Source organism: Rhodopseudomonas palustris (assembly GCF_007005445.1).
GTDB classification, from domain to species: domain Bacteria; phylum Pseudomonadota; class Alphaproteobacteria; order Rhizobiales; family Xanthobacteraceae; genus Rhodopseudomonas; species Rhodopseudomonas palustris_G.
In genome coordinates, this window is the sequence record NZ_CP041387.1 from 4,537,086 (window position 1) to 4,560,564 (window position 23,479).

At 67.2% G+C, this 23,479-nt stretch carries 19 protein-coding genes and 2 tRNA genes; 13 read left to right on the top strand and 8 right to left on the bottom strand.

Going from position 1 to position 23,479, the window contains the following annotated elements; genetic code table 11:
* Positions 1 to 3 precede the first annotated feature (3 nt).
* On the bottom strand, positions 4 to 1,077 hold the full coding sequence (gene tsaD, locus FLL57_RS20925) for a tRNA (adenosine(37)-N6)-threonylcarbamoyltransferase complex transferase subunit TsaD (RefSeq protein WP_041806951.1): 1,074 nt from the start codon (positions 1,075 to 1,077) through the stop codon (positions 4 to 6).
* Positions 1,078 to 1,334: 257 nt separating this feature from the next.
* On the opposite strand from tsaD, the gene FLL57_RS20930 reads away from it, so the two are divergent.
* The 4 genes from FLL57_RS20930 to FLL57_RS20945 all read left to right on the top strand — a co-directional run bounded on the left by FLL57_RS20930 (position 1,335) and on the right by FLL57_RS20945 (position 5,477).
* Positions 1,335 to 2,081 carry a uroporphyrinogen-III synthase gene (locus tag FLL57_RS20930; RefSeq protein WP_142883921.1) on the top strand — a complete coding sequence of 249 codons (747 nt, stop codon included), beginning with the start codon at positions 1,335 to 1,337 and terminating at the stop codon, positions 2,079 to 2,081.
* 51 nt (positions 2,082 to 2,132) lie between these two features.
* A complete protein-coding gene (locus FLL57_RS20935; RefSeq protein ID WP_142883922.1) occupies positions 2,133 to 3,548 on the top strand; it encodes a COG4223 family protein in 1,416 nt (471 codons plus the stop codon).
* An 8-nt stretch (positions 3,549 to 3,556) separates the two neighbouring features.
* Positions 3,557 to 5,254, top strand: a complete 1,698-nt coding sequence (locus tag FLL57_RS20940) for a heme biosynthesis protein HemY (RefSeq protein WP_142883923.1) — start codon at positions 3,557 to 3,559, stop codon at positions 5,252 to 5,254.
* A gap of 147 nt (positions 5,255 to 5,401) precedes the next feature.
* Positions 5,402 to 5,477, top strand: a tRNA-Thr gene (locus tag FLL57_RS20945).
* 539 nt (positions 5,478 to 6,016) lie between these two features.
* On the opposite strand, the gene FLL57_RS20950 is transcribed toward FLL57_RS20945, so the two are convergent.
* Positions 6,017 to 6,799 (bottom strand): HAMP domain-containing protein, encoded by a 783-nt coding sequence (locus FLL57_RS20950; protein ID WP_013500215.1) that lies wholly within the window; start codon positions 6,797 to 6,799, stop codon positions 6,017 to 6,019.
* A gap of 858 nt (positions 6,800 to 7,657) precedes the next feature.
* Between FLL57_RS20950 and FLL57_RS20955 the strand changes: the two genes are divergently transcribed.
* Both FLL57_RS20955 and FLL57_RS20960 read left to right on the top strand, forming a co-directional pair.
* The gene (locus tag FLL57_RS20955; protein WP_234713417.1) at positions 7,658 to 8,440 is read left to right on the top strand and encodes a cobalamin B12-binding domain-containing protein; all 783 of its coding nucleotides are present in this window, start codon (positions 7,658 to 7,660) and stop codon (positions 8,438 to 8,440) included.
* A 173-nt stretch (positions 8,441 to 8,613) separates the two neighbouring features.
* Entirely contained in the window at positions 8,614 to 9,699 is a 1,086-nt protein-coding gene (locus tag FLL57_RS20960; protein WP_142883924.1) for a hypothetical protein, read from the top strand.
* 28 nt (positions 9,700 to 9,727) lie between these two features.
* On the opposite strand, the gene FLL57_RS20965 is transcribed toward FLL57_RS20960, so the two are convergent.
* Both FLL57_RS20965 and FLL57_RS20970 read right to left on the bottom strand, forming a co-directional pair.
* Positions 9,728 to 11,026 (bottom strand): RuBisCO large subunit C-terminal-like domain-containing protein, encoded by a 1,299-nt coding sequence (locus FLL57_RS20965; RefSeq protein ID WP_142883925.1) that lies wholly within the window; start codon positions 11,024 to 11,026, stop codon positions 9,728 to 9,730.
* A 4-nt stretch (positions 11,027 to 11,030) separates the two neighbouring features.
* Entirely contained in the window at positions 11,031 to 11,459 is a 429-nt protein-coding gene (locus FLL57_RS20970; RefSeq protein ID WP_013500211.1) for a secondary thiamine-phosphate synthase enzyme YjbQ, read from the bottom strand.
* Positions 11,460 to 11,682: 223 nt separating this feature from the next.
* Here FLL57_RS20970 and FLL57_RS20975 point away from each other — a divergent pair, with 223 nt between their 5' ends.
* Positions 11,683 to 13,644, top strand: coding sequence for an acyltransferase family protein (locus FLL57_RS20975; protein ID WP_142883926.1), 1,962 nt, complete (start codon positions 11,683 to 11,685; stop codon positions 13,642 to 13,644).
* Positions 13,645 to 13,648: 4 nt separating this feature from the next.
* Here FLL57_RS20975 and FLL57_RS20980 read toward each other — a convergent pair whose 3' ends face one another.
* Positions 13,649 to 14,245 carry a TetR/AcrR family transcriptional regulator gene (locus tag FLL57_RS20980; protein WP_041806948.1) on the bottom strand — a complete coding sequence of 199 codons (597 nt, stop codon included), beginning with the start codon at positions 14,243 to 14,245 and terminating at the stop codon, positions 13,649 to 13,651.
* 270 nt (positions 14,246 to 14,515) lie between these two features.
* Between FLL57_RS20980 and FLL57_RS20985 the strand changes: the two genes are divergently transcribed.
* The 6 genes from FLL57_RS20985 to FLL57_RS21010 all read left to right on the top strand — a co-directional run bounded on the left by FLL57_RS20985 (position 14,516) and on the right by FLL57_RS21010 (position 20,299).
* Positions 14,516 to 15,088, top strand: coding sequence for an OsmC family protein (locus tag FLL57_RS20985; RefSeq protein ID WP_114360451.1), 573 nt, complete (start codon positions 14,516 to 14,518; stop codon positions 15,086 to 15,088).
* A gap of 34 nt (positions 15,089 to 15,122) precedes the next feature.
* Positions 15,123 to 16,253: an acyl-CoA dehydrogenase family protein gene (locus FLL57_RS20990; RefSeq protein WP_142883927.1), complete on the top strand. Its 1,131-nt coding sequence runs from the start codon at positions 15,123 to 15,125 to the stop codon at positions 16,251 to 16,253.
* A 127-nt stretch (positions 16,254 to 16,380) separates the two neighbouring features.
* Positions 16,381 to 17,262, top strand: a complete 882-nt coding sequence (locus FLL57_RS20995; RefSeq protein WP_047309995.1) for a sulfurtransferase — start codon at positions 16,381 to 16,383, stop codon at positions 17,260 to 17,262.
* A gap of 79 nt (positions 17,263 to 17,341) precedes the next feature.
* Positions 17,342 to 18,214, top strand: a complete 873-nt coding sequence (locus FLL57_RS21000) for an ABC transporter ATP-binding protein (protein ID WP_142883928.1) — start codon at positions 17,342 to 17,344, stop codon at positions 18,212 to 18,214.
* Positions 18,215 to 18,227: 13 nt separating this feature from the next.
* Complete coding sequence (locus FLL57_RS21005) at positions 18,228 to 19,466, top strand: ABC transporter substrate-binding protein (RefSeq protein WP_013500204.1); 1,239 nt, start codon at positions 18,228 to 18,230, stop codon at positions 19,464 to 19,466.
* The gene (locus tag FLL57_RS21010) at positions 19,463 to 20,299 is read left to right on the top strand and encodes an ABC transporter permease (protein ID WP_142883929.1); all 837 of its coding nucleotides are present in this window, start codon (positions 19,463 to 19,465) and stop codon (positions 20,297 to 20,299) included. The genes FLL57_RS21005 and FLL57_RS21010 overlap by 4 nt, the downstream gene beginning before the upstream one ends.
* Before the next feature lie 126 nt (positions 20,300 to 20,425).
* On the opposite strand, the gene FLL57_RS21015 is transcribed toward FLL57_RS21010, so the two are convergent.
* The 3 genes from FLL57_RS21015 to FLL57_RS21025 form a co-directional block, all read right to left on the bottom strand.
* Positions 20,426 to 21,595, bottom strand: coding sequence for an alginate O-acetyltransferase AlgX-related protein (locus FLL57_RS21015; protein WP_142883930.1), 1,170 nt, complete (start codon positions 21,593 to 21,595; stop codon positions 20,426 to 20,428).
* A gap of 2 nt (positions 21,596 to 21,597) precedes the next feature.
* Positions 21,598 to 23,010 (bottom strand): MBOAT family O-acyltransferase, encoded by a 1,413-nt coding sequence (locus tag FLL57_RS21020; protein ID WP_142883931.1) that lies wholly within the window; start codon positions 23,008 to 23,010, stop codon positions 21,598 to 21,600.
* A 244-nt stretch (positions 23,011 to 23,254) separates the two neighbouring features.
* A tRNA-Gly gene (locus tag FLL57_RS21025) sits at positions 23,255 to 23,329 on the bottom strand.
* Positions 23,330 to 23,479: the final 150 nt, after the last annotated feature.

Here is a 23,479-nt window from a genome sequence, read left to right on the forward strand (position 1 = left end):
GCCTTAGAAGCCGGCGCGCGTGTTGGCAAATTTGGCCGGCGCGGTGGCGCCAGCGTCGAGCAGCCAGCGCGCGCGCGGCGCGGTATCCATCGGGTCGGTGAGGCCGAGCGCGAGCCGTTCGGCGCCGGCCCAGGCGATCATCGCGCCGTTGTCGGTGCACAGCGCCGGCGGCGGCACGATCAGCGTGGTCTGCGCTTTCGCGGCGACCTCGCGCAGCATCCGCCGGATCGCCTGATTGGCGGCGACGCCGCCGGCCGCGACCAACGCCTTCGGCGGGCCGAACCGCTCCTTGAACAGCCGCAAGCCGGCGCCTAGCCGGTCGGCCACCGAGTCCAGCACCGCGGCCTGAAAGCCGGCGCACAGATCGGCGATGTCCTGCGGATCGAGCGGCGTCAGCTTGCCGGCCTCGTTGCGCACCGCGGTCTTCAGACCGGACAGCGAGAAGTTGGCGTCCTGCCGCCCCAGCATCGGGCGGGGGAACGCGAACCGGTTGGGATCGCCGGCTTCGGCCGCACGTTCGACCTGCGGGCCGCCGGGGTATGGCAGGCCGAGCATCTTGGCGATCTTGTCGAACGCCTCGCCGACCGCGTCGTCGACCGTGGTCCCCAGCCGGACGTAGTTACCGACACCGAGCACCGCGACGATCTGGGTGTGGCCGCCGGAGGCGAGGAACAGGCAATATGGAAACTCGACCGCATCGGTCAGCCGCGGCGTCAGCGCATGGGCTTCGAGGTGATTGACTGCGATCAGCGGGGTGCCGTGCACCAGCGCGATCGCCTTGGCGGTGGTCAGCCCGACGATGACGCCGCCGATCAGTCCCGGCCCCGCGGCCGCGGCGACGCCGGACAGCCCGGCGAACGCCACGCCGGCTTCGTTCATCGCCGCCGCAATGATGCCATCCAGCACATCGACATGGGCGCGCGCGGCGATCTCCGGTACGACGCCCCCAAACGGCGCATGTTCGTCGGTCTGGGAGCGCACAATATTGGAGAGAAGCCTGCCGCTGCCGTCGGCACGGCGCTCGACCACGGCGGCTGCGGTTTCATCGCAGGTGGTCTCGATCCCCAGCACCAGCAAGGCTTGTTCACTAGTCAAATTGAGCCCTTGCGTTTGCGCCCGAACCGGCGTTCTCCTTGCCTCGCGTAGCATTGCGGGGTCTTGGAATGCAATCATCCCCTTGGCGCCCTGCGGCCCCGGCAGATTGCGTGGGAGCACCGATGCGGGGAGCTGGGACGCGGCCGGTTATCACGCAGCCCAGGATCAGCCGGCTCAGGGTCATGCGGCCGGGCTACTTCGGATTCATTTTGATCAATCGACAGGCGAGGACGTAACGCGTGGCTTTGCTCGTCACCCGCCCGCAACCCGACGGCGACGCGACCGCAAAGGCGCTGCGCGCGAAGGGCTACGACGTGTTGCTGGCGCCGATGCTGCGGTTCGAGCCGGTGCCGTTCCCCGACGATCCCGACGCACGCTACACCGGGGTGATCGTCACCAGCGCCAACGCGCTGCGTGCACTGGAGGACCAGCCGGTGCTGGCGCGTCTTCTGGGGCTGCCGTTGTTCGCGGTCGGCAAGCACACCGCCCGCAAGGCGCAGGACGCCGGTTTCAACGACATCATCGTGGCCGATGGCGACGCCGCCCGACTCAGGATCAAGATCGGCGACAGCCTGCGCGGGACAGACAAGCGGGCCGGCGCGTTGCTGTATCTGGCGGGCGCCGATCTGTCGCGGGATCTCGCCGGCGAATTGCGCGAAGATGGCTTCGAGGTGGTGATGCAGACCGCCTACAGGATGGCGCCGGTGCCGACCCTGCCGGCGGAGGTGTGCGAGGCCTTCGCGGCCAACCGGATCGAAGCGGTGCTGCACTATTCGCGGCGCAGCGCGCGGGCGTTCATCGACGCGACGCGGACCTCCGGCATCGAGATCTCGGCGCTGGCGATTGCGCAATGCTGCCTGTCGGAGGCGGTCTCCGAGGTGGTGCGCGAGGCCGGCGCCAACCAGGTGATGGTGGCGCGCAAGCCGGACGAAAAGGCGCTGCTCGAAGCGCTGGATCGGGCACTCGGCCCGGCCAAAGTGAATTGATGCGGCGCCGGACCGCCGGCGCCGACAGGTAACGACGAGGAAAATCCAAGGATGGTCGAGAACAGGCCCGAACACGAACAGGCTGCGGAACCGGCCGGGCATTCCAAACCCGCGGGCGAGGAGACGAGCGCTGCGGCTCCCGGGACCGAGGCGGATGCGCCGGCGGAAACGACACCCGACGCCGAGCCGGCACGCGGACCGGAGCAGGCGTTCGATATCGCTGCCGACCAGCGCGAGCAGGCCGAACAGGCCGCCGGGCTGCCGGAGCCGGAATTCGCCACCACCACCGCCACGGCCGATGCGTCGGCAACTTCTCAAAGCTCAACGCCGCCGCGGAGCAGCATCGCGTCGCTGATGCTGCCGCCGGTTCTGACGATCGCGATTGCCACCGGCCTCGTCGTCGGCGCCGCCCAGTTGGGCCTGCTGCCGCAGTTCCTGTCGTCGACCAGCGTCAGCGCTCCGCAGACCGATCCTGCGGCACTCGATGCGCTGAACGCCCGGATCGCCAAGCTCGAAGCCGCTCCCGCGGCTGGCGGCGCAACGGCCACGACGCCGGGCGACAGCGCAGCGCTGGAAGCGCTGGCGATCCGGATCACCAATCTCGAAGCCCAACCGAAGCCAGCAGCCGGTACACCAACCGCGGCGGATCCCGCCGACGCCGGCCCGATCGACGCGCTGGAAAAGACCGTGGCTTCGCTGCGGGACGATCTGACGGCGCTGCGCGGCCAGGCCGATCAGCTCGCCGCGACGGTGAAAGACCTGAAGACGCTGCCGGCCAACGGCGCGGGCAGCGACGACACCAAGCCCGGCACGGCCGCCGGTCCCGACAACGCGGCCGCGCTGGAGCAGACCACCGCGGCACTCGCCGCGATCGATCGGCGGCTCGGCGCCCTGGAGACCGCCGCCAAAGCCGAGGCTGAGAAACCGGCGCCGAAGCCGGCACCCGCCGAGGACAGCGCGTTGCGCCGCGCGGTCGCCGCCACCTTGCTCGACCTCGCCGTCACCCAGGGCCAACCGTTCCAGCCGTTGCTGAAGGCCGCCACCCCGCTGGCGCCCGATGCCGCAGCGCTGAAACCGCTCGATCGGTTCGCCGCCACCGGCGTCCCGAGCGCCCACGCGCTCGGCCACGAGCTCGTCGATCTGCTGCCGAAGCTGCTGCCCGACAAGACCAGCGCGAATGCCAATTTCCTCGACCGGTTCCAGGCCAATGCCGAGCGGCTGGTCAAGATCCAGCGCTCCGACGCGGTCGAAGGCATCGATCGCACCGCGATCGTCGGCCGTCTGACCGCAGCCGGCAAGCAGGGCGATATCGCCGCGGCGCTGAAGGAGCTGAAAGCGCTTGCGCCGGGTGACCGGGCTCCTGTTCAATCCTGGATCGACAAGGCCGAGGCGCGCGACCAAGCCCTCGCCGCGTCGCATCAATTCGCCACCGCAGCGCTCGGGGCGCTGCAAAAACCGTCGCCATAGGTCTGCCCATGCTGCGCATCGTCCTGTTTCTCGTGATCATCGCGCTCGCGGCGGCGGGCGCTGCCTGGGTGGCCGAACAGCCCGGCGAGGTGGTGCTGTCCTGGAACGACTGGCGGGCGTCGATGACGCTGCCGGTGTTCGCGGCGGCGCTCGGCGCCGGCGTGGTTGCCGTAATGCTGGCCTGGGCGATCGTCCTCGGGGCGGTGCGGGCACCCGGCTGGATGAAGCGCGGCCGCAGCTCGCGGCGCAGCGAGCGCGCCCGCAACGCCATTACTCAGGGCCTGCTCGCGGTCGGCCATGGCGACAGCGCCGCCGCCCGCGCTCACGCCAATGCGGCGCGACGGCACGCGCCGCACGATCCGCTGGCGCTGCTGCTGCAGGCGCAGTCGGCGCAGCTCGAAGGCGATCGCGAAGGCGCACGCCGCGCCTTCCTGGCGATGGCCTCCCGCAAGGACACCAAGTCGCTCGGCATGCGCGGGCTGTATATCGAAGCGCAGCGCGCCGACGATCCATATGCGGCGCTGGCGATCGCCGAAGAGGCGCTGCGGCTGCAGCCGAACTGTGCCTGGGCCTCGCAGGCCGTGCTCGGCTTCCGCTGCGCCAGATCGGACTGGACCGGCGCGCTGGAGATTCTCGAACGCAATCTGTCGGCCGGCCTGATCGACAAGAAGGCGTTCCGCCGGCAGCGCGCGGTATTGCTGACTGCGCGGGCGATCGATCTGGAAGAAAGCGACGAGAGCCTCGCCCGCGACAGCGCGCTGGAAGCCAACAAGCTGGCGCCGACCCTGGTGCCGGCCGCAGTGCTGGCGGCGAAGCATCTGGCCGGAGCACATCAGGTCCGCCGCGCCATGAAGGTGATCGAGGCCGCCTGGCAGGCGCAGCCGCATCCCGAGCTGGCGTCGACCTACGCCAACCTCAAGCCGGGCGACACCGCGACCGCGCGGCTCGGCCGGGTCGAGAACCTGGTCGGCAAGGGACCGCAGCAGCTCGAAAGTGCGGTGGCGATCGCCCGCGCCGCGATCGACGCCGGCTCTTTCGGCCGTGCCCGCGCCGCGCTCGAGCCGTATCTGGAAATGCCGACCCAGCGGGTGGCGATGCTGATGGCCGAGATCGAACATGGCGATCGCGGCGACACCGCCAAGGCACGGGCCTGGACGCTGCGCGCGGTGCGCGCGCTGCACGATCCGGTGTGGACCGCCGACGGCTACGTATCCGATCACTGGCGGCCGGTGTCGCCGGTCACCGGCCGGCTCGACGCCTTCCAGTGGCAGGTGCCGGTGTCGGCGCTGCCGTCGAGCAAGGCGGTGGTGATCGACGATAAGTTCCACGACGCGCTGATCGCTTCCGCCACGACCGAGGCGTTGCCCGCCAGCGAGACGTCGGAGGCAGTGACGGTGACGGTCGAGGCGGCTCCCGAAGCGCCGATCGTGACACCGAAGGAACCGACCGTAGCGGCGGAAGAGCCGGCCAAGCCCGACAAGCCCGCCAAGGCGGCCGAAGCTCCGGCCGAAACGATGGCTGCGCCTGCTTCGTCGTCGTCGCCGCTGTTCCACCGCCGCAAGGAAGCCGCCCCGGTGATCCCGATCGTGCGGGCTCCGGACGATCCCGGCGTCGACGACGACGCCGCGCCCGAAGAGTTCACCGAACGCACGCCGGCGCCGGCCGGGCAGGGCAGCGGCTGGCGCGGCTACCGGCCGCCCCGCTGAACCGGAACGCAAGATTTCGGAATTACCAAACACGGGATCGGCGGACGTTCCGGCCGCCGGTTCGGCTCTCAGGTTCTTGCCAATCGGGCCGCCGCCCGATATCAGAAGCCGACGTTTTCGGGTCGCTTCGTGAGCGCGCCCGCGGTCGCCGCAATAGCTCAGCTGGTAGAGCACGTCATTCGTAATGACGGGGTCGGGGGTTCGAATCCCTCTTGCGGCACCACACTTTCTTCTTGATTCGCCACCCGTCAGTCCGGCCTCGCGCGGCTTGCCGATGCGTCATCGCGCTGTCGATTGATGATGCGCTGAACCGAGCTTACCCGCGAACGCCGCGGGCTTCCGGTGGCACTCCACACTGGCTGATGGGGCGGCGTCGATCGCAGCGGCCGCGGCCTTCTCCTGGTCGGGCCACGCCCGTCGCCGGCATCCACATTCAAGGCCATTCAGGCTCAGAGACGGAGGTCTCCGGGACGAGCCGGGATGAGGAGGGATCAGTTGCCGCTGATTGGGGATCGGCCGCACCAGGTCGCCCGGCCTGCGCCGCAACGCTCGGCGAACGAGCAGGGCAGCGAAACACCAAGACGACGGGACAGCGGCTCACCCGCCCGGAATAGAAAAGCCCGCGACGATGCGCGGGCTTTTGGTGTGACCGGCTCACCCGCCTGGGTGAGCCTCGATGTCGTGATCTCAACGCGTGGTCTCGATCGTCGCGCCTTCAATGACTCCGGGAGGCGCGTTCAGGGTCGCGGAACGAGGCGCCGATCAGGCGCGCTTCGGAACGCCCAGGCCGTTGTGGAGCCAGTTGCTCCAAGACCTCGACAGCGTCTCGCTGACCGTCCGTCCATCCGTGAACAGCATCTCGCGGGCATTACTGACCGCCCCCTTCAGATCCATCCACATTTCCTTGAGATTGGCCAGAATGCCGTTGGTGCCGTCGAGTACGCGATGGCTCTTCAGCTTCGCCAGTTCGATCAGCGACTGCTGGATCTTGGCGATCGACCGTGCGATCCGGCCGATTTCATCCGAGCGGCTCAGCGCGTGGATACGAACGCTGGTGTCGCCGGAGGCGAGACGTTCCACGTCCTTTTCCAGTTCGCCGAGCGGCGCCAGCAGGCCGCGAGAAATCCGGGTGCCGACCAGACCGACCACCGCGAACACGGCGATGCCGGCGAGCAGCAGCATGGTGCGAGCGGCGCCGACGCCGTAATCGGGAGTGGACGTCACCACGGTCTCGGAAGCCTGCACGACCAGACCCTGACCTTCGAACGAGGCGGGCATCACCACGGGTCCGGAATCCTGCTGCATCACCAGCATGCCGACGATGCTGCCGTCGGCGGCACGGACCGGCGACAGCGTCGCCCCTCCTTGGCCGACCAGACGGTCCAGCGACGCGACGCGCGCCGACTGCTTGGCGTGGCTATCGGTCACCTTGTGCAAGACCATTTCGCCGACGCCACCGATGGCGACCGAAGCGAACAGCGTAATTCCCAAGACGAGGATCGAGATCTTCTGGGCTAGGTTCCGGTTGGACAGATCGAATTGCATGGTAGTTCTCCAGCTTTCTTCAATTAGGGGCGGCTTGCCCCCTAAGGTGAACAGCGTGAACAACGCTTTACTTATTAACGTTAACGATTTGCTAACTCCGGCGTGGACCTGCCTCGGCCACGCTTAAGAAAACGCCTCACGCTGGAACAGTGAACGAGCGACTGGTAACCAGACACTCGTTCTAGAGAATCGCGAATCACGTCGAGCCAATTAGCCGTCTAACTCTTTGATTAAACAGGTAGTTGCTCAGCAAATCACGATCCTTGGAATCAGTTTTGCTCCGATTCGCGCGGCTGTAAACATATAGAGAAGTCAGGCCCGGCGCTTGCTCTACGACAATGGAGTAAGCCCGCTTCAGTCCTTTGATGACGAGCCGCAACCGGCGGTGTTCGTTTACTAATTCAGGGACCAGCATGGCGTCCGCCGATACCGCCTGTTCGGTCGGGGGCGGCCTCGGACTAACAGCCCCGAACCGCGCAGCTTCGCTGTTTGTCGATCGCGAGAGCTCGGATGTCGTCGTCGGTCCCGCGGGCGAACGGCGGTGATGCCGGGACGGCCCACGCAGGCCGGCGCGCCGGCTGCCGCGACCGTATGCCGCTGGCGCGATTGGTCCGCGATCGGCCGCCAGTGCCGCGCTGCGGCGACGATGCGGACGCACCGTTTTGATCCAGAGCAAAGACGAGTCCCCGTTTCCGGGCTCCCTTCGCACCGCGGCAACGGCGCTGCCGGTTTCCGGTGAGCCAATGGTCGCGCGAGGCGATCCACTCCCTGCTTTCCCCTCGGCAGCGGCCATGGTCCCGTCGCACTCGTTCAACACGCTGTCATTATGTTCGAGGGCAACCAGATCGAGTGCGTGCCGTGCAAACCGAAAGCATTGTCTCGACTGTTATTCCGCATCTCGTCGTCAAGCACACCACCGCCCGGACGCGCATCGCGCAGGATCCGGCGGAGATCCGGGCTGCGGAACTCGCCCGGCTGCTGATCGCGCCGAACCTTGCCGACGCGTTCGACCTGATCGACAAATCGCTGGCGCGGGCGGCGTCGCCCACCGCTTTGTTCACCGGCCTGTTCGAACCGACCGCCCGCAGCCTCGGCAATCTGTGGAGCGAAGACGCCTGCAGCGAATTCGAAGTCACCATCGGGCTCTGCCACCTGCAAACTGCGATGCGCCGGATCAGCTTCGATCTGCTGTCGGCCCCGCTCGCGCGCTCGCAGCCGCGCAGCGTGCTGCTGGTGTCGCAGCCCGGCGAGCCGCACTCGTTCTGCGCGGCGCTGCATGCCGAGCTGCTGCGTCAGGCCGGCTGGAATACCGTGAGCGAGTTCCCCGACAGCGATCGCGCGCTGGCGGATCTGGTCGCCAGCGGCTGGTTCGACGCCGTCAATATCTCGCTGTCGCCGTCGCTGCGCCGCGAGCATTGGCTGCCGCGGGTCGCTGAGACGATCCGCAAACTGCGCGCCGCGTCGCGCAATCCGGCGCTGGCGGTGGTCGCCAGCGGCCGCGTGTTCGCCGAACGCAGCGATGCGGTCGCTCTCGTCGGGGCGGACGCCGCGACGATCTCATCGGTGCAGATCGAGCGCTGCCTGATGCGCGCGCTGCTCAATCGCACCGCGCGTCCGGCCGCGAACTTCGCCTGGATCTGATCTTCGCCGTACCGTTCGCGATCTCACGGCCGCTTCGGATCCCGAGGCGGCCGTTTCGTTGAGCGCGCCTGCGGTGCGTGTTGGCCGGATTGCCAACTCGCCCGACTCGCGCACCGCCGCCATATTCAAATCTTGCTTCCGTGATATCGGTGATGCCTTCAGAGGGGCTGGTCATGCAATCCGAAACGAAATCCTATCCGTTCGATCACCTGCCGATGATCGACTACGACGCCCACCCGGCCTATGGGCGCGTGATGTCGATGCCGATGCTCGGCGCGCGACTGAAAGCGATCACGATTTTCGGTTACGGATTCTTCCTGACCACCGCGCAGCGAATGATCGACGCCGAACATCTGCCGCCGCCCGCCGAGACCGGCAATCGCTTCGCCGCGGTGTTGCGCAGCCTGCCGACCTATCTGCGGCTGATCATGTTGCAGCGGCTCGGCCGCTTCAGCGCCGGCTCGGCCTACGCCCCGAAGACCGAGCGCGGCTCGGCGGTGTTCGCACCGCTCTCCCGCGACGGCTTCGCCGCCGTCCAGCTCGGGTCCGACAAGATCGTCGAGCTGCGCAATCAGCTCGATGCCGCCTTCAAGACGCTGGAACATCGTGTCGCGATTCCCGGCGATCCGGACTCGACCCGGGTGGTGATCGACCCGGCTGCCGCCCCCGACCTGTACAGATGGTTCAATCAGGTGGCCGCCGACGCCGGCGTCACCGAGGCAGCCAGCGGCTATCTGAAACGCCCTGTCGGCATCGGCCGGATCGCCGCCGAAGTGACCGAGGCATCCGGAGGCGCGCTGTCGAGCCCGTTCGCCGATGTCAGCGTCGACGCTTCGCCGTGCGACGGCTTCAAGGTCGACAGCGGCTACAACGTGCTCAAGATGGTGGTGTATCTCGGCGAGACCGGTGCCGCGAACGGACCGCTGACCTATGTGGCGGGCAGCAACCGCGCCGGTCGCCGGTTCTGGGATGCGATGATCCGCCGCGCCAACGATCTGTGCGGGCTGTCGTCGACACTGCCGGCCGCGCGCGAGACCTTCTACGCCCTGCCGGCCGGACTGCAGCGCAAGGCGACGTTCGGAGCCGATCTGGTCGCCGACAGCAATTTCACCGCGGCGATCGCCGAGAGCCAGGTCGCGGTGACCAGCCGTGAAGGCAACGCTGCGATCTACGATCCCGCCGGGATCCACCGCGACGGTGCGCCGAGCCAGGGACGGCGCAGCGCCGTGATCGTCACCTTCACCGAACTGCCGCGCTGAGGCGCCGACACACCGCGGCAGGTGCCGGTCAGCGCCCGCCGAACGCCTGCAGCGCCGCCGCCAGCTCCGGATGGCCGGCCGCGTGATCGGCGACCGGGATGCCGGCGGCAATTGCGTCCCAGGCCTGCCGGATCGACGCGGCCCCCGCGGCCGGGCCCATCGGGTGGCCGAACACCCCGCGGCCGGGCACAAAGCCGAAATCGGCGCTGCCGACCTTGCGATAGACATTCTCCAGCGTCGCCGCCGAGTCGCTACCGCCCGGCACCGGCAGGCATGGCTTGATCGGCCCCATCGGCTCCAGGCAGGCGCGGATGCAGTCGAGCACCTCATGCTCCGGCGTCATCATCCGCGGACCGAAGCCGGGCATTATCACGACGTCGAAACCGGCGAGCCGCTGCAGCCGCGTCATCACCCGCGAGTGGATGCCGTAGTTCGCCAGACGGCTGAACGCCGCGATGAACGGGAAATGCGCCATCAGCGGCACGGTGGCGTGCTTGCGCAGCATCCGCACCGCGGACAGGCCCACCGGCATTGCATTGACCAGCAGCGCGCCGGCGCCGTTGGCGACCGCGACGTCGTGCAGCTCGGTCAGCCGATCGACCTCGTCCGTGATATTGGCCAGATAGATTTTCGGCACGCCGGTTTCCGCCGACGCGCGCCGGCAAGCGTCGCCGAGCAGCGCGGCGCGCTCGGCGAGCGGGCACCACTCGACATCCGCCAGCATCTCGTCGTCCTTGGCGATGTCGAGACCACCGCTCCAGCTCTGATAGCCGAGCTCGGCGAACGGCTGCGGTGGCAGCCCGATGTTCGGCTTGATCACGCCGAAGAAGATCGGGCGATCGAACGCCTGCAGCCGCTCGCGCAGGCCGGCGATGCCGAAGCGCGGACCGTCGAACGCAGCCAGATAGGCGTCGGGAAACCGAATGTCCTGCAGCCGGATCAGCGGAATGCCGGGCGAGAAGAACACGCCCTCGCCGCACACCGCCGACAGCAGCGTCGGAATCTTGGCGCCGAAATTTCCGTGCGGATGCGCGATGGTGACGCGGCAGGCGTGCACCTCGCCGCGCGCCGCACATTCGACCGGCGTGCTGAAGCCCGAGGAGCGCGGCTCGGCCGACAGCTCCAGCACCTTGGCGGCGAAGCGCGGGCGGAAGTCCTCGTCGAAACCAACCCGGCGCCACTGCGCGGTCGACTGCTCACTGCACAGATGCGCCGCGGCCTCGCGCGGATCTCCGGCGCATTCGAAATCGAAATCCAGCTCGATGTAATCGTCGAGATTGAGCTCGCTGCGGCGGGCATAGAAGCCCGCGATATCGTCCGGCGTCATCGCGTCAGCCCTGCCCGATGATCTGCAGTTCGACGCCGCGGCGCTGGCGCGGACCGTCGAGTTCGATGAAGAACACCGACTGCCACTCCCCGAGCACCATCGAGCCGTGCGCGATCGGGATCGTCTCCGACGAATTCATGAACAGACCGATCAGATGCGAATGCGCGTTGTCGCGGCCATCGACCGGATCGAGATTGTGCAGATAGTCGCCGTCGCGCGGCGCGAAGCGCTTGAGAAACGTCAGCATGTCGCGCTCGAGCTTTTCCTCGCGCTCGTTGACGTTGATCCGCGCGGTGGTGTGCAGACAGCTCACCGTGACCAGACCTTCCTTGACGCCGCTGCCGGCGACGAAGCGACGGACCTGATCGGTGATGTCGATGAGCTGGATCGGAGCGGTGGTGGCGAGTTCGATGCGGTGACGTTGAATCTGCATGGCGTTGTCCTGACTGGAACCAGAGAGTGTTAGCCCGGGGCCCAGCGGGGAGCAACGCACAGGCGAGGCCGAGGCGCGATCTGCGATCGGCTTGCAGAGGCGCACCTCCATAACTTGACAGCACCGGGCGGCTTCGCGATGACGCGCTGCTTGCGTCCTTTGCGCGTTGACGGAGCCCGCAGCGTCCAGATCGACCTTGTTCCTACCAGGACGACGATTTCCCATGAGACCTGTCTATCGCAGCGATATCGATGGCCTGCGCGCGATCGCGGTGCTGCTGGTGGTCGGGTTCCACGCCTTTCCGGCGGCGGTCACCGGCGGCTTCATCGGCGTCGACGTGTTCTTCGTGATCTCGGGCTTCCTGATCACCTCGATCGTCTGCCAGGCACTGGACCGCGGCGACTTCAGCTTCGCAACTTTCTATGCCCGCCGCATCAACCGGATCTTTCCGGCGCTGGCATTGGTGCTGGCGGCCTGCGCGATCGGCGGCTGGTTTCTGCTGTTTCCGGTCGACTATCGCGATGCCGGCAAGGCGATCGGGTTCGGCGCCGCGTTCCTGGCCAACATCGCGCTGCTGCACGATTCCGGCTACTTCGACACCTCCTCCGAGCTGAACCCGCTGCTGCATCTGTGGTCGCTCGGCGTCGAGGAGCAGTTCTACCTGCTATGGCCGCCGGTGATCATCCTGGCATGGCGCTGGAAGAACGGCGCGGTGGTGGTTGCGGTCGCGATCCTGCTGGCATCGTTCGCGACCAATCTGCTGCTGACGCCGACGCAACCGTCCGCCGCGTTCTATCTGCCGGTGACACGATTCTGGGAGCTGATGACCGGCTGCCTGCTGGCGATCGTTGCGGCCGATCCTGCGCGGCGCGGAAATGCTCCGCTGCGCACGATGTTCGCGCGGCACGCCACCACGCTGCGCAACGTCGGCGCCGTCGCCGGCATCGCGCTGATCGCAGCCGGTGCGGCGCTGATCGATCGCAGCCGTGCGTTCCCGGGCTGGTGGGCGGTGCTGCCGGTGCTCGGCGCCGCGCTGCTGATCGCCGCCGGACCCGGCACCTGGACGGCGCGTCGGCTGCTCGGCAACCGGGCGATGGTCTATGTCGGGCTGATCAGCTACCCGCTGTATCTGTGGCACTGGCCGGTGCTGGCCGCGATCCGGATCGCTCGGCTCGGCGAGGAACCGCCGCCGCTGATGAAGCTGATCGCGGTGCTGGTGGCATTCGCACTGGCCGATCTCACCTATCGGTTCGTCGAACCGAAGATTCGCTATCGGCCGACCCGCGCCAAGACCGCCGCTGCCTTTGCCGGCGTCGCCGTGGTCGGCCTGATCGGCGCCGGCATTTTCGTCGCCGGCGGCGTGCCGTCGCGGTTCAGCGCCGGCGTGCAGATCGTCACCCGCGATCACCAGGCCGAGGCGATGCCGGCGTTTCGGCTCGGGAGCTGCTTCCTTGGCTCCGGGTCGAGCTTCGCGCGCGAGTGCAACGACGCCCCATCGCCCGGTGTCCCGCGGGTCGCGCTGTGGGGCGATTCGCACGGGGCGCATCTGTATCCCGGCTTGCGCGCCGTGCAGCAAAGCGATGGCGGCTTCAGCCTTTCGCAATACACCACCGCGGGCTGCCCACCGATCTTCGGTTACGTCAGCACGCAGACGCCGGGCTGCACGGCCGCCAACGACAATGCGCGCGAACGCCTGAAGGCGCTGAAACCGGACACCGTCGTCCTGGTGGCCCGGCAGTGGCACGATTACGACGGTCCCGACCGTGATCCCGCGGCGATCGACACCATGATCAAGGCAACCCTCGCCGAACTGCGCAGCATTGGCATCCGACGTATCGTGGTAGTCGGCAAGTTTCCGAGCTGGCGAACGCCGCCGAAGCGCATTCTCGCTCAGGCCTACCGCGCCGAGGCCGCCGGCCTGATCACCGCGGCCGAGATTCCCACACGAGACGGCGCGCCGCGATTGGACCGCTCGGAAGCGGACGCCAACGAGCGGTTGCGCGGGTTCTTCACCGAGCAAGGCGTCGAGTTCATTTCCCCGACACCGGTCTATTGCAACGATCGGGGCTGTCTGCTCGCCGTGCCCGGCGACGGCACGCCGGTGACGTTCGATGGTAGCCATCTCACCATCGCGTCGTCGCAGTTTTTCGTGAGGAAAGTGGCGAAGGAGCTCCTCGGCCGCTGATCGGTCAGGCCGGCAGAACCGCCGCACAGGCGCGGCCGGCGACATCGGCCGCGGACGGATCGCGCGTCACCAGCGCCATCACGATCGCGCCGTCGATAACCAGGCCGAGGGTATGGGCGACCTCGGTCGGATGCTCGATGCCGGCTTCGGCGCACAGCGCGGTGAGACGATCGAGTACGATGGTCTTGTGGGCGATCGCCAGATTGCGCATCCGGTCGTCGTTCTTGTCGGACTCGCCGACCGCGTTGATGAACGGGCAGCCGTAGAAGTCGCCGCGGGTGAACCAATCCTTCAGCGCCGGACCGATCCGTCCCAGCCGCTCGCGCGCGGTGCCGCCCGGGCCGTCGATCGATTCCAGAAACCAGCTCCGCCAGCTCTGGCCTTCGCGCTCCAGCACGGCTTCGACCAGACCGTCCTTGGAGCCGAACAGCTTGTACAGCGTGGTCTTGGCGGTACCGGCCTGTTCGATGATGGCATCGACGCCGACCGAGTTGATGCCGTAGCGGCAGAACAGGTTGCGGGCGCTGTCGATCAGCCGGTCGCGCGGCGACAGCTTCGCCTCGGCGGGATGTTCGATCACGAGGTTCGCAGCGTCTGCCATGCTTCGGCACATACCGCGGCGTTCGGAAATCCGCAATCGAGGAAACCGAATGGTCTGTTCACAGCCTCGGGTTTGCCGCCGAAGGAGGCAAATGCCGCGCGACATGATCGCATCTGCGCCACGCCTAAGAAACTAGCACTCGGCGCGCGAGGCGCCGATGTTGAATCTGCTCGGCTTTTTGCAATGCAGAACTCTGGCACACTTCGTGCTGATACAGAACGGTCTGTAGCCAAAAGCGCTGCCGACCGAATGGCAGCCAGAGGAGATCCCATGACAAAAGCCGCCACCGCCGTGACCGCCTGCCTGACCCCCGACAGCCCGACCGCACTGACCGGCTGCCTCGCGCCGATCGACAAGGCCGGCCTCGACGATCTGATCGCCAAGGGCAAGGCTGACCCGACGGTGATCAAGACGCTGAAGTGCAAGACCGTCGCCGAGGGCCGCTTCCGCCACCTCAACTTCATCCGCACGCTGCCGCCCTACATCGTCGACGAGCCGCCGGGCCTGCTCGGCGATGACACCGCCCCGAACCCGTCCGAGGCCTCGCTCGCCGCGCTCGGCTCCTGCCTCGCCGTCGGCATCCACGCCAACGCGGTGGCCCGCGGCATCACCGTCTACAAGCTCGAGATCGAGCTCGAAGGCGACCTCAACATCACCGGCGTCTGGGGCACCGGCGACCTGTCGGAGAAGCCGGTCGGCTTCACCGACGTGCGCGCCAAGGTGAGCTTCGAAGCCGACCGGCCGCGTGAAGAGCTGGAAGCGTTGGTCGCGCATGCGCGGCTGTGGTCGCCGGTGGCCAACACCTTCTCCCGCCCGGTCAATCTCGACGTCGCGATGGCCTGACCGACCAGCCCCTTCAGAACGGACGAGAACAACGATGTTGGATGTCCAGTCAGTGAGCAAAGGCGACGGCACGGTGCTTCCCGGCGCCGAAGTCGTCGAGGCGGTCCGTGCGCTGGCGGCGCGTGAACTGCCTTCGCTGGTCAATACGATCGATGTCGACGGCCACTATCCGGAAGCTCAGATGCGGGCCTTCGGGCGCCTCGGCGCCTACGCGCACCATCTGCCGGGGATGAGCCCGAACGTCGATCTGATGACCGCGATCAACGCGATGGCGGCGGCCGGCGAGCACTGCCTGTCGACGTCGTTCTGCATGTGGTGCCAGGACGCGCTGGGTTGGTACATCTATGCGTCCGACAATCAGCATCTGCGGACCAGCGTCGGCCCGCAGATCGCAACCGGTGCGGCGCTCGGCGGCACCGCGCTGTCGAACCCGATGAAGTCGCTGTTCGGAATCGAGCCGATGCGGCTGAAAGGCCGCCGCGGCGACGGCGGCTACGTCGTCAAGGGCCTGTTGCCCTACGTCTCCAATCTCGGCGCCGATCATTACTTCGGCGCGATCTTCGAGGTCGAGGACGGCGGCAGCACCCGCAACGTGATGGCGGTGATTCCCTGCAACGCCGAAGGCGTGAACCTCGCCGACAACGCGAAGTTTACTGCGCTCGACGGCACCCGCACCTTCGCGGTGCAGATGCGCGACGTGGTCGTGCCCGACGCCTGGGTGCTGGCCGATCCGGTCGATCCGTTCATCAAGCGGATTCGCGCCGGCTTCATCCTGCTGCAGGCCGGCATGGCGTTCGGCCTGATCCGCGACTGCCTGCGGCTGATCGAGCAGACCAAGGGACCGCTCGGCCACGTCAACAAATATCTCGACGTGCAGCCCGAGCCGATCGCCGAACAGCTCGAAGCGATGGAGGTCGAGGTCGCCCGCCTCGCCGCCACGCCGTTCGAGGACGACCTCGGCTATTGGCGTGCGGTGATCGAGGCACGGCTCGCCGCCGGCGACGCCTCGGTCGCGGCGGCTCATGCGGCGATGCTGCATTGTGGCGCCCGCGGCTATGTGGCCGGCGCCACCGCACAGCGGCGGCTGCGCGAGGCTTACTTCGTCGCCATCGTCACCCCGGCCACCAAGCAGCTCCGCAAGATGCTCGCGGACATGGCGCATTAGCCGCAACGACGAACAACGCGGCCGCGATCCGTCGCGGTCGCCCTTCATAAGCTCGGCCCCAGGGAACCGCCCTGGGCGATACGCCGGACCAACCGTCTTGCAACAACAACGAGCACTGGAGCGACCCATGACCGACAAAGTTCTCGTCACGCCTGCCGAACTCTCTGAGATGATCACCGCCGGCGGCACCGTGGTGATCGACACCCGCGATCCGGCCACCTACGCGGCCGGGCACATTCCCGGCGCCGTCAACATCCACGACATCTTCACCTATCTGGCCACCTCGACACCCGAAGGCGTCGCCGAGATGCGCGACAAGTTCGCGGCGATCTTCGGCGCCGCAGGCCTGTCCGGCGAAGAGACCGCGGTGATCGCGGAGCAGTCGATGAACACCGGCTTCGGCCAGTCCTGCCGCGGCTACGTGCTGTTGAGCTATCTCGGCTATCCGAAGGTGAAGATCCTGCACGGCGGCACCAGCGCCTGGGTCGCCGCCGGGCTGCCGACCACCACAGAGGTGCCGGCGCCGATGCCGAAGACCTTCAAGGTCGATCCGGCGGCCGCATCGATCCTGGTCGACCTCGAAGGCATGAAGGCGGCGGTCGGCGATTCCAGCAAGGTCAAGCTCGACACCCGCGACGTCGACGAATGGGTCGGCGAAAGCTCCTCGCCCTACGGCAAGGATTTCTGCCCGCGCAAAGGCCGCATCCCCGGCGCGGTGTGGATCGAGTGGTACCGCATGATGAAGCCGTCGCCGGCCGGTCCGATGTTCAAGTCGCCGAGCGAGATCCTCGCCGAATGCGCCACCGTCGGCATCACGCCGGATACGCCCGTGGTTCTGTACTGCTTCAAGGGCGCCCGCGCCTCCAACACGCTGGTGGCGCTGAAGGAAGCCGGCATCAAGGACGTCAGCCTGTATTTCGGCTCCTGGAACGAATGGTCGCGCGATCCGTCGCTGCCGATCGAACAGGGCCTGCCCTACGCGGCTCAGCCGCTGATGGCGGCGGAGTAATCGAGCCCCGGCACCGGCCGCCATGGCTGGCCGGTGCCGTCCCTTCCCCATCAGCACGATATGAGGAGAAGCGGCCCGCATGCCGGCATATCAGTCGAAGAAGTCGTGGCCCGGGGCGCACATCGCGATTCAGGGAATAAGCCACCGCTACCGCCGCTCCACCAGCAATGTGCTCAGCAGCATCGATCTGGAGATCAGGCCGTGCGAGCAGATCGCGCTGGTCGGCCGCTCCGGCTGCGGCAAGTCGACCCTGCTGCACATCATCTCCGGCCTGACCAAACCGACCTCCGGCGAGATCCGGATCGACGGCGCGCTGGTCGAAGGCCCGTCGCCGAACTGGATCGTGATGTTCCAGCAGCCGAATCTGTATCCATGGATGAGCGTGGCGCAGAACGTCGGACTCGGCATGAAATTCGCCGGTCGTCCGAAAAAAGAGATCGCCGCGCGGGTCGACGAATTGCTGCACCTGGTCGAACTCGACGGCTATGCGGGCCGTAACGCGCAGGAGCTGTCGGGCGGTCAGCAACAGCGCGTCGCGCTGGCGCGATCGCTCGCCGTCAACCCCGACGTACTGTTGCTCGACGAGCCGTTCTCCGCGCTCGACGCCGTCACGCGCCGCGCGTTGCAGCGCGACGTTCGCCGCATCGCCGAAGACATGAAAATCACGCTGGTGATCGTCACCCACGACATCCCCGAAGCGGTGGCGATGGCCGATCGCGCCGTGGTGATGGCGTCCGATCCCGGCCGGATCGCCGAAACCGTCGCGATCGAATTCGACCGCCGCGACAGCGATCCGGAGCGCCGCGCCGCCGGCGTGCATACCGCGCAGGCCAGACTGCAAGCCGCGTTCGAACGCGCCACCGGGCGTCCGCTGCACGGCGGCGTCAGCACGACCGCTTCCGAACCGTCTCGCCCCGAACCGCTCAAGATCGTCGCCGCCGGCGCCCGCTAACAGGAGAGCTCTTATGTGCATCAATTGCGGAGATGACGTCGTCCACCCGGAAGACGATCGCTTCAGGATCACCCGGCGGCAGACGCTGGATATGCTCGCGGCCGGCGGCCTTGCCGCGCTCGGCACCATGCTGGGCGGCTTCGGCCAGGCCGCGCGCGCGGCCGACGACGAGGTGGTGCGGATCGGCTACCTGCCGATCACCGACGCCACCGCGCTCTTGGTCGCGCACGGCATGGGTTACTTCAAGGACGAAGGGCTGGAAGCCGAGCGCCCGACCCTGATCCGCGGCTGGTCGCCGCTGGTCGAGAGTTTTGCGGCCGGCAAGTTCAACCTGGTGCACCTGCTCAAACCGATCCCGGTGTGGATGCGCTACAACAACAACTTCCCGGTCAAGATCATGGCCTGGGCGCACACCAACGGTTCGGGCCTGGTGGTCGGCGGCGAAACCGGAATCCAGTCGTTCAAGGATCTCGGAGGCAGGCAGGTCGCGGTGCCGTTCTGGTACTCGATGCACAACATCGTGCTGCAATACGCGCTGCGCAAATCCGGCATCAAGCCGGTGATCAAGGGCCAGGGCGAACAGCTTGCTCCCGACGAATGCAATCTGCAGGTGATGGCGCCGCCCGACATGCCGCCGGCGCTCGCCGCCAAGAAGATCGACGCCTACATCGTCGCCGAACCGTTCAATGCGCTCGGCGAGACCAAGGCCGGCGGCCGGATGCTCCGCTTCACCGGCGACATCTGGAAGAACCATCCCTGCTGCGTGCTGTGCATGAACGAGGAGGTGACGACGAAGAAGCCGGAGTGGACCCAGAAGGTGTTGAACGCGCTGGTTCGCGCCGAGATCTACGCCAGCGCCAACAAGAAGGAGGTCGCCAGGCTGCTTTCGAAGGACGGCGAGGGCTATCTGCCGCTGCCGGCCGCGGTGATCGAACGGGCGATGACCTACTACGACGACAAAGCCTATGCCGAGACCGGCGCCATCACCCATCCGGATTGGAAGATCGGCAGGATCGACTTCCAGCCATGGCCGTATCCGTCCGCCACCAAGCTGATCGTGGAGGCAATGAACGACACCGTCGTCTCCGGCGACACCACGTTCCTGAAGAAGCTCGATCCGGATTTCGTCGCCAAGGATCTGGTGAACTACGACTTCGTCAAACAGGCGATGATGAAGTATCCGGACTGGAAGTCCTCGCCGAGCGTCGATCCGGCCGATCCGTTCACCCGTACCGAGGTGCTGGCGCTGTGAGTCTCGACCTCACCCTCGACGACGCCCCGGCAGTCGCGACTTCGCGGCGGACGAGCGGACGCCTCGCCGGTCCGGCACGCAGCTTCGGCTATGTGCTGCTCGGCATCGCCACGCTGCTCGCGGTGTGGTGGATCGGCGGCGCGATCGTCGCGGCCAATCCACGGACCGCCAGCTTCGCCGATTTCGCGCCGCTGCCCACCTTCGAACGGCTGTGGTCGATGCTGGTCTCCGGCGAGGCGGCCAAGATGGCGCTGCCGAGCCTGGCGCGGATCGGCGGCGGGCTCGCCTGGGCAATCGTGCTCGGCGTGCCGCTGGGAATCCTGGTCGGCCGGTTCAAGGGCATGCGCCAGGCCAGTTCGGTGCCGTTCCAGTTCCTGCGGATGATCTCGCCGCTGGCTTGGATGCCGATCGCCGTGATGGCGTTTTCGAGCTGGAACGGCGCGATCGTGTTCCTGATCGGCGTCGCGGCGATCTGGCCGATCCTGTTCTCGACCGCGCACGGCTTCCGGCGGATCGATCCCGCCTGGTTCAAGGTCGCGCGCAATCTCGGCGCCCGGCCCTGGCACATGCTGTTCACCATCATCGTGCCGGCAATCATGCAGGATTCGCTGGCCGGCATCCGCCTCGCCGTCGGCGTCGCCTGGATCGTGCTGGTGCCGGCCGAATTCCTCGGCGTCACCTCCGGGCTCGGCTACGCCATCAACGACGCCCGCGACACGCTCGAATACGACCGGCTCGCCGCCACCGTGGTGATCATCGGCCTGATCGGCTTCACCCTCGACTTCCTGTGCGAACGCGCCGTCCGGCGGGCGAGCTGGGCGCGAGAGGAGTGATCGGGAACGGTCGTGCGGCATCCCGCACGGCCACCAGTTGTCGCCGGGTCCCTGCGCCGGCGATGCAGCGGGCTCCGCGCGGCGTCATCCCGTGCGGGGCCCGCTTTCATTTCGGCAAGATCAAACTCAGGGCGTCGTGACGATCTGGTGCAGCAGCGACAAGTACTGCTGCCGTCCGATCAGGCTTTCGTTCTCTTCGAGCAGCATCAGATCGACGTCGCGGACTTCGCGCAGGTCGGCCTCGGACAGATGGTCCTGGCGCACGCCGCCGCGGGAGCGGCCGAGCTTGAGATAGAAGTACTGCCCGAGCCGGGTCAGGCAGGCCTGTTCGGTCAGGACTTCGCTGACCGGATCGACAAAGCTGGTGCCGACGATCGCCGCGTCGATTCGCGTCGCCTCGCGGCCGGCACATGGCGGATGGCTGTAGGTCAGCTTCGGCGCCGGGTAATCGATCGGCGCCACCAAGAGATTGGCAAGCTCCGCCAGATCGCGGTCACGCCCCTCCGCCGGCCGCACGATCCGCGCGGTAAAGCTGAACGGCGGCAGCAATTCCCGCCCCACCTGGGCGTTGACGGCGTCGACGATCTGCCGGCTCGCCCGCGCCATTGCCAGTTCGTTCCAATGGATACCGCCGCGCGGGAACGGCTCGACGGCATCGCCGTGCCGGCGCGCATGAGTCGAGGACGCAGCATCGACGACCTCGATGCCGGCGGCGCGCAGCCGTGCCACATAAGCGGGGACGAGCTCGGCGCGCGCCTGGGGCGTGCTCGGGCACGTCATCAGATGCGTGAACTTGTCCGGCATATCGGCGACCTTGGACGGCGTCACGATGTAGAGAAACCCGCCGCCCCGGCCGCGATAAAACGCCTGGATGTCGCGTAGCAGCGGAATCGCGGCGTCCGCCATCGCGTCGGCCTGTCCGATCGTGCGCGAGCAATACTCTTCCAAATAGCTGCGCTGCACGAGCTGGCCATCGCGCCCGACCAGGACGCCGGGCGCGACGATCTCACCGAATAGCGAATAGGCGATCTGGTTGTTGAGCCGGATCAGCGTACGCCGCAGCGGCATCGCGTCCGCGATCCGCAGCGCCGCCACCTTCTGCAATGCGCCGTCGAGGAAGCCGTGCAGCGAGACGTCGAGCGGCCGCTGTTGCGTGACGCCGACCAGCGCCGGCCCGATCCGAACCGCGTGCGACGGCACCGCGAGATTCCACAGCGTCCACGCCGGCATCGCGAGGAAGGCGCCCGCTGCCAGCCGCCGCAGCCATCGTCCCCGTGATGTGGTGAGCGCCGCCATGATCAGAACCGGAAATAGATGAAAGGCTGAAACGGAATCGCCACCGCCCGCGCGATCGCGATCGTTCCCAGCGCGCCGAGTCCGACATAGCCGGCGAGCCGAAGTACACTAACGCTGCGCCAGGCCGCGCACAGCGAGCCAAAGACCGGAAGGGCCGGGATCAGGCTCAGCGCTATTCCGAGTGTCGCCGTCCACAGCACCGAGACCGGCGGCGGCAGCCACGCGGTCGCCTGACCGAAGCCGGCGAGCGCGGCGAAGAAGCCACCGAGATGCGCCGCATCCGGGGAGCGGAAGATCACCCAGCCGAGCATCACGATCAGCAGCGTCGCCGCCGTGGCGATCACCGCGCCGCTGCGTTGCAGCCAGCGTTCGAGGAACATCCGGTCGAGCGTCAGGAACAGTCCGTTATAGGCGCCCCACAGCACGAAGTTCCAGCTCGCGCCGTGCCACAGCCCCGACAGCAGGAAGCAGATCCAGAGATTGCGATAGGTGAGAAACGCGCCGCCGCGGTTGCCGCCCAGCGGGATGTACAGATAGTCGCGGATCCAGGTGGTGAGCGAGATGTGCCAGCGCCGCCAGAACTCGGTGATCGAGCGGGAGATATACGGCATGTTGAAGTTCTCGCGCAGCGAGAAGCCGAGCATTCGGGCGATCCCGATCGCCATGTCGGAATAGCCGGAGAAGTCGAAATAGATCTGCAGCGTGAAACAGACCGTACCGAGCCACGCGGCTCCCATCGACAGCGTCGCCGGATCGGCGCCGAACACCTGATCGGCATAGTGGCCGAGCGGATCGGCGATCAGCGGCTTCTTGAACGCGCCTTGGGCGAACCGCGCCAAGCCTGCGCCGCAATCGTTCCAGTCGAATCCGCGCGGCACGGCGATCTGGCGATCGATCTCGTGATATTTGAGGATCGGTCCGGCCAGCAGCTTGGGAAAGAAGAACACGAACAGGCAGTAGTCGGAGAACCGCCGCGCCGGCTGCGACACGCCCCGATAGGTATCGACCAGATAGGTGATCTTCTCGAAGGTGACGAACGACACCCCGATCGGCAGCGCGATCTGCCACACCGGCAGCGCACCGAGCTTGCCGGCGGCGAGCAGCACGTTCAGGCTCTCCAGCGCGAAGCTGGTGTATTTGTAGACGATCAGGATCGCGAGGTTCTGTACCACGCCGAGCGCCAGCAGCGTGCGCCGGGTCGCGGCGCTTTCGGTGCGAACGATCTGCCGCGCCAGCAGATGGTCGATCAGCGCCGAGACGACCACCACCGGCACGAACAGCGGCTCGCCCCAGAGATAGAACAGCCCGCTGCCGATCAGCAGGATCCAGCGCTTGGTCCGCGCCGCGTCGGCTGCGAAATACAGCACGTAGAGCAGCGGAAAGCAGGTCAGAAACAGGGGGTCGTAGAACAGCATAGGCGGACCGGCTGGCTCCTGATGCTCTGCTTGGCGATCGGGGGCCGACCTATTTCAGATTCCGCATCGTTCGCCCAGCCAGGTCTGGCCGATCCGACTCTGTAGAGACACGCGCTGTCCTTCGGACCCCGGAATCGCGAATGGTTCAAGTTCCCGGACGACAATCCGTCGCCCCGGACACAAGCATCCGCACTGCGCTGGTAGTATAGTCGGCTAAAGGAACGCTGACCGGACAGCTTGTCTCTGGAGCGGGCGAAGGGATTCGAACCCTCGACCCCAACCTTGGCAAGGTTGTGCTCTACCCCTGAGCTACACCCGCATCCGAGAAACGGCGCGCCGTAGGCACGACCGTGGGCAGTCCTATGCCAAATGCCGCGGGCGATTGCAACAGCCGTTCGACATTTCATGTGCCGGCTTTTTTGCCGTCAGAGGACCGGACCGGGGACGTTCGGCTTAAATGCGACCGACT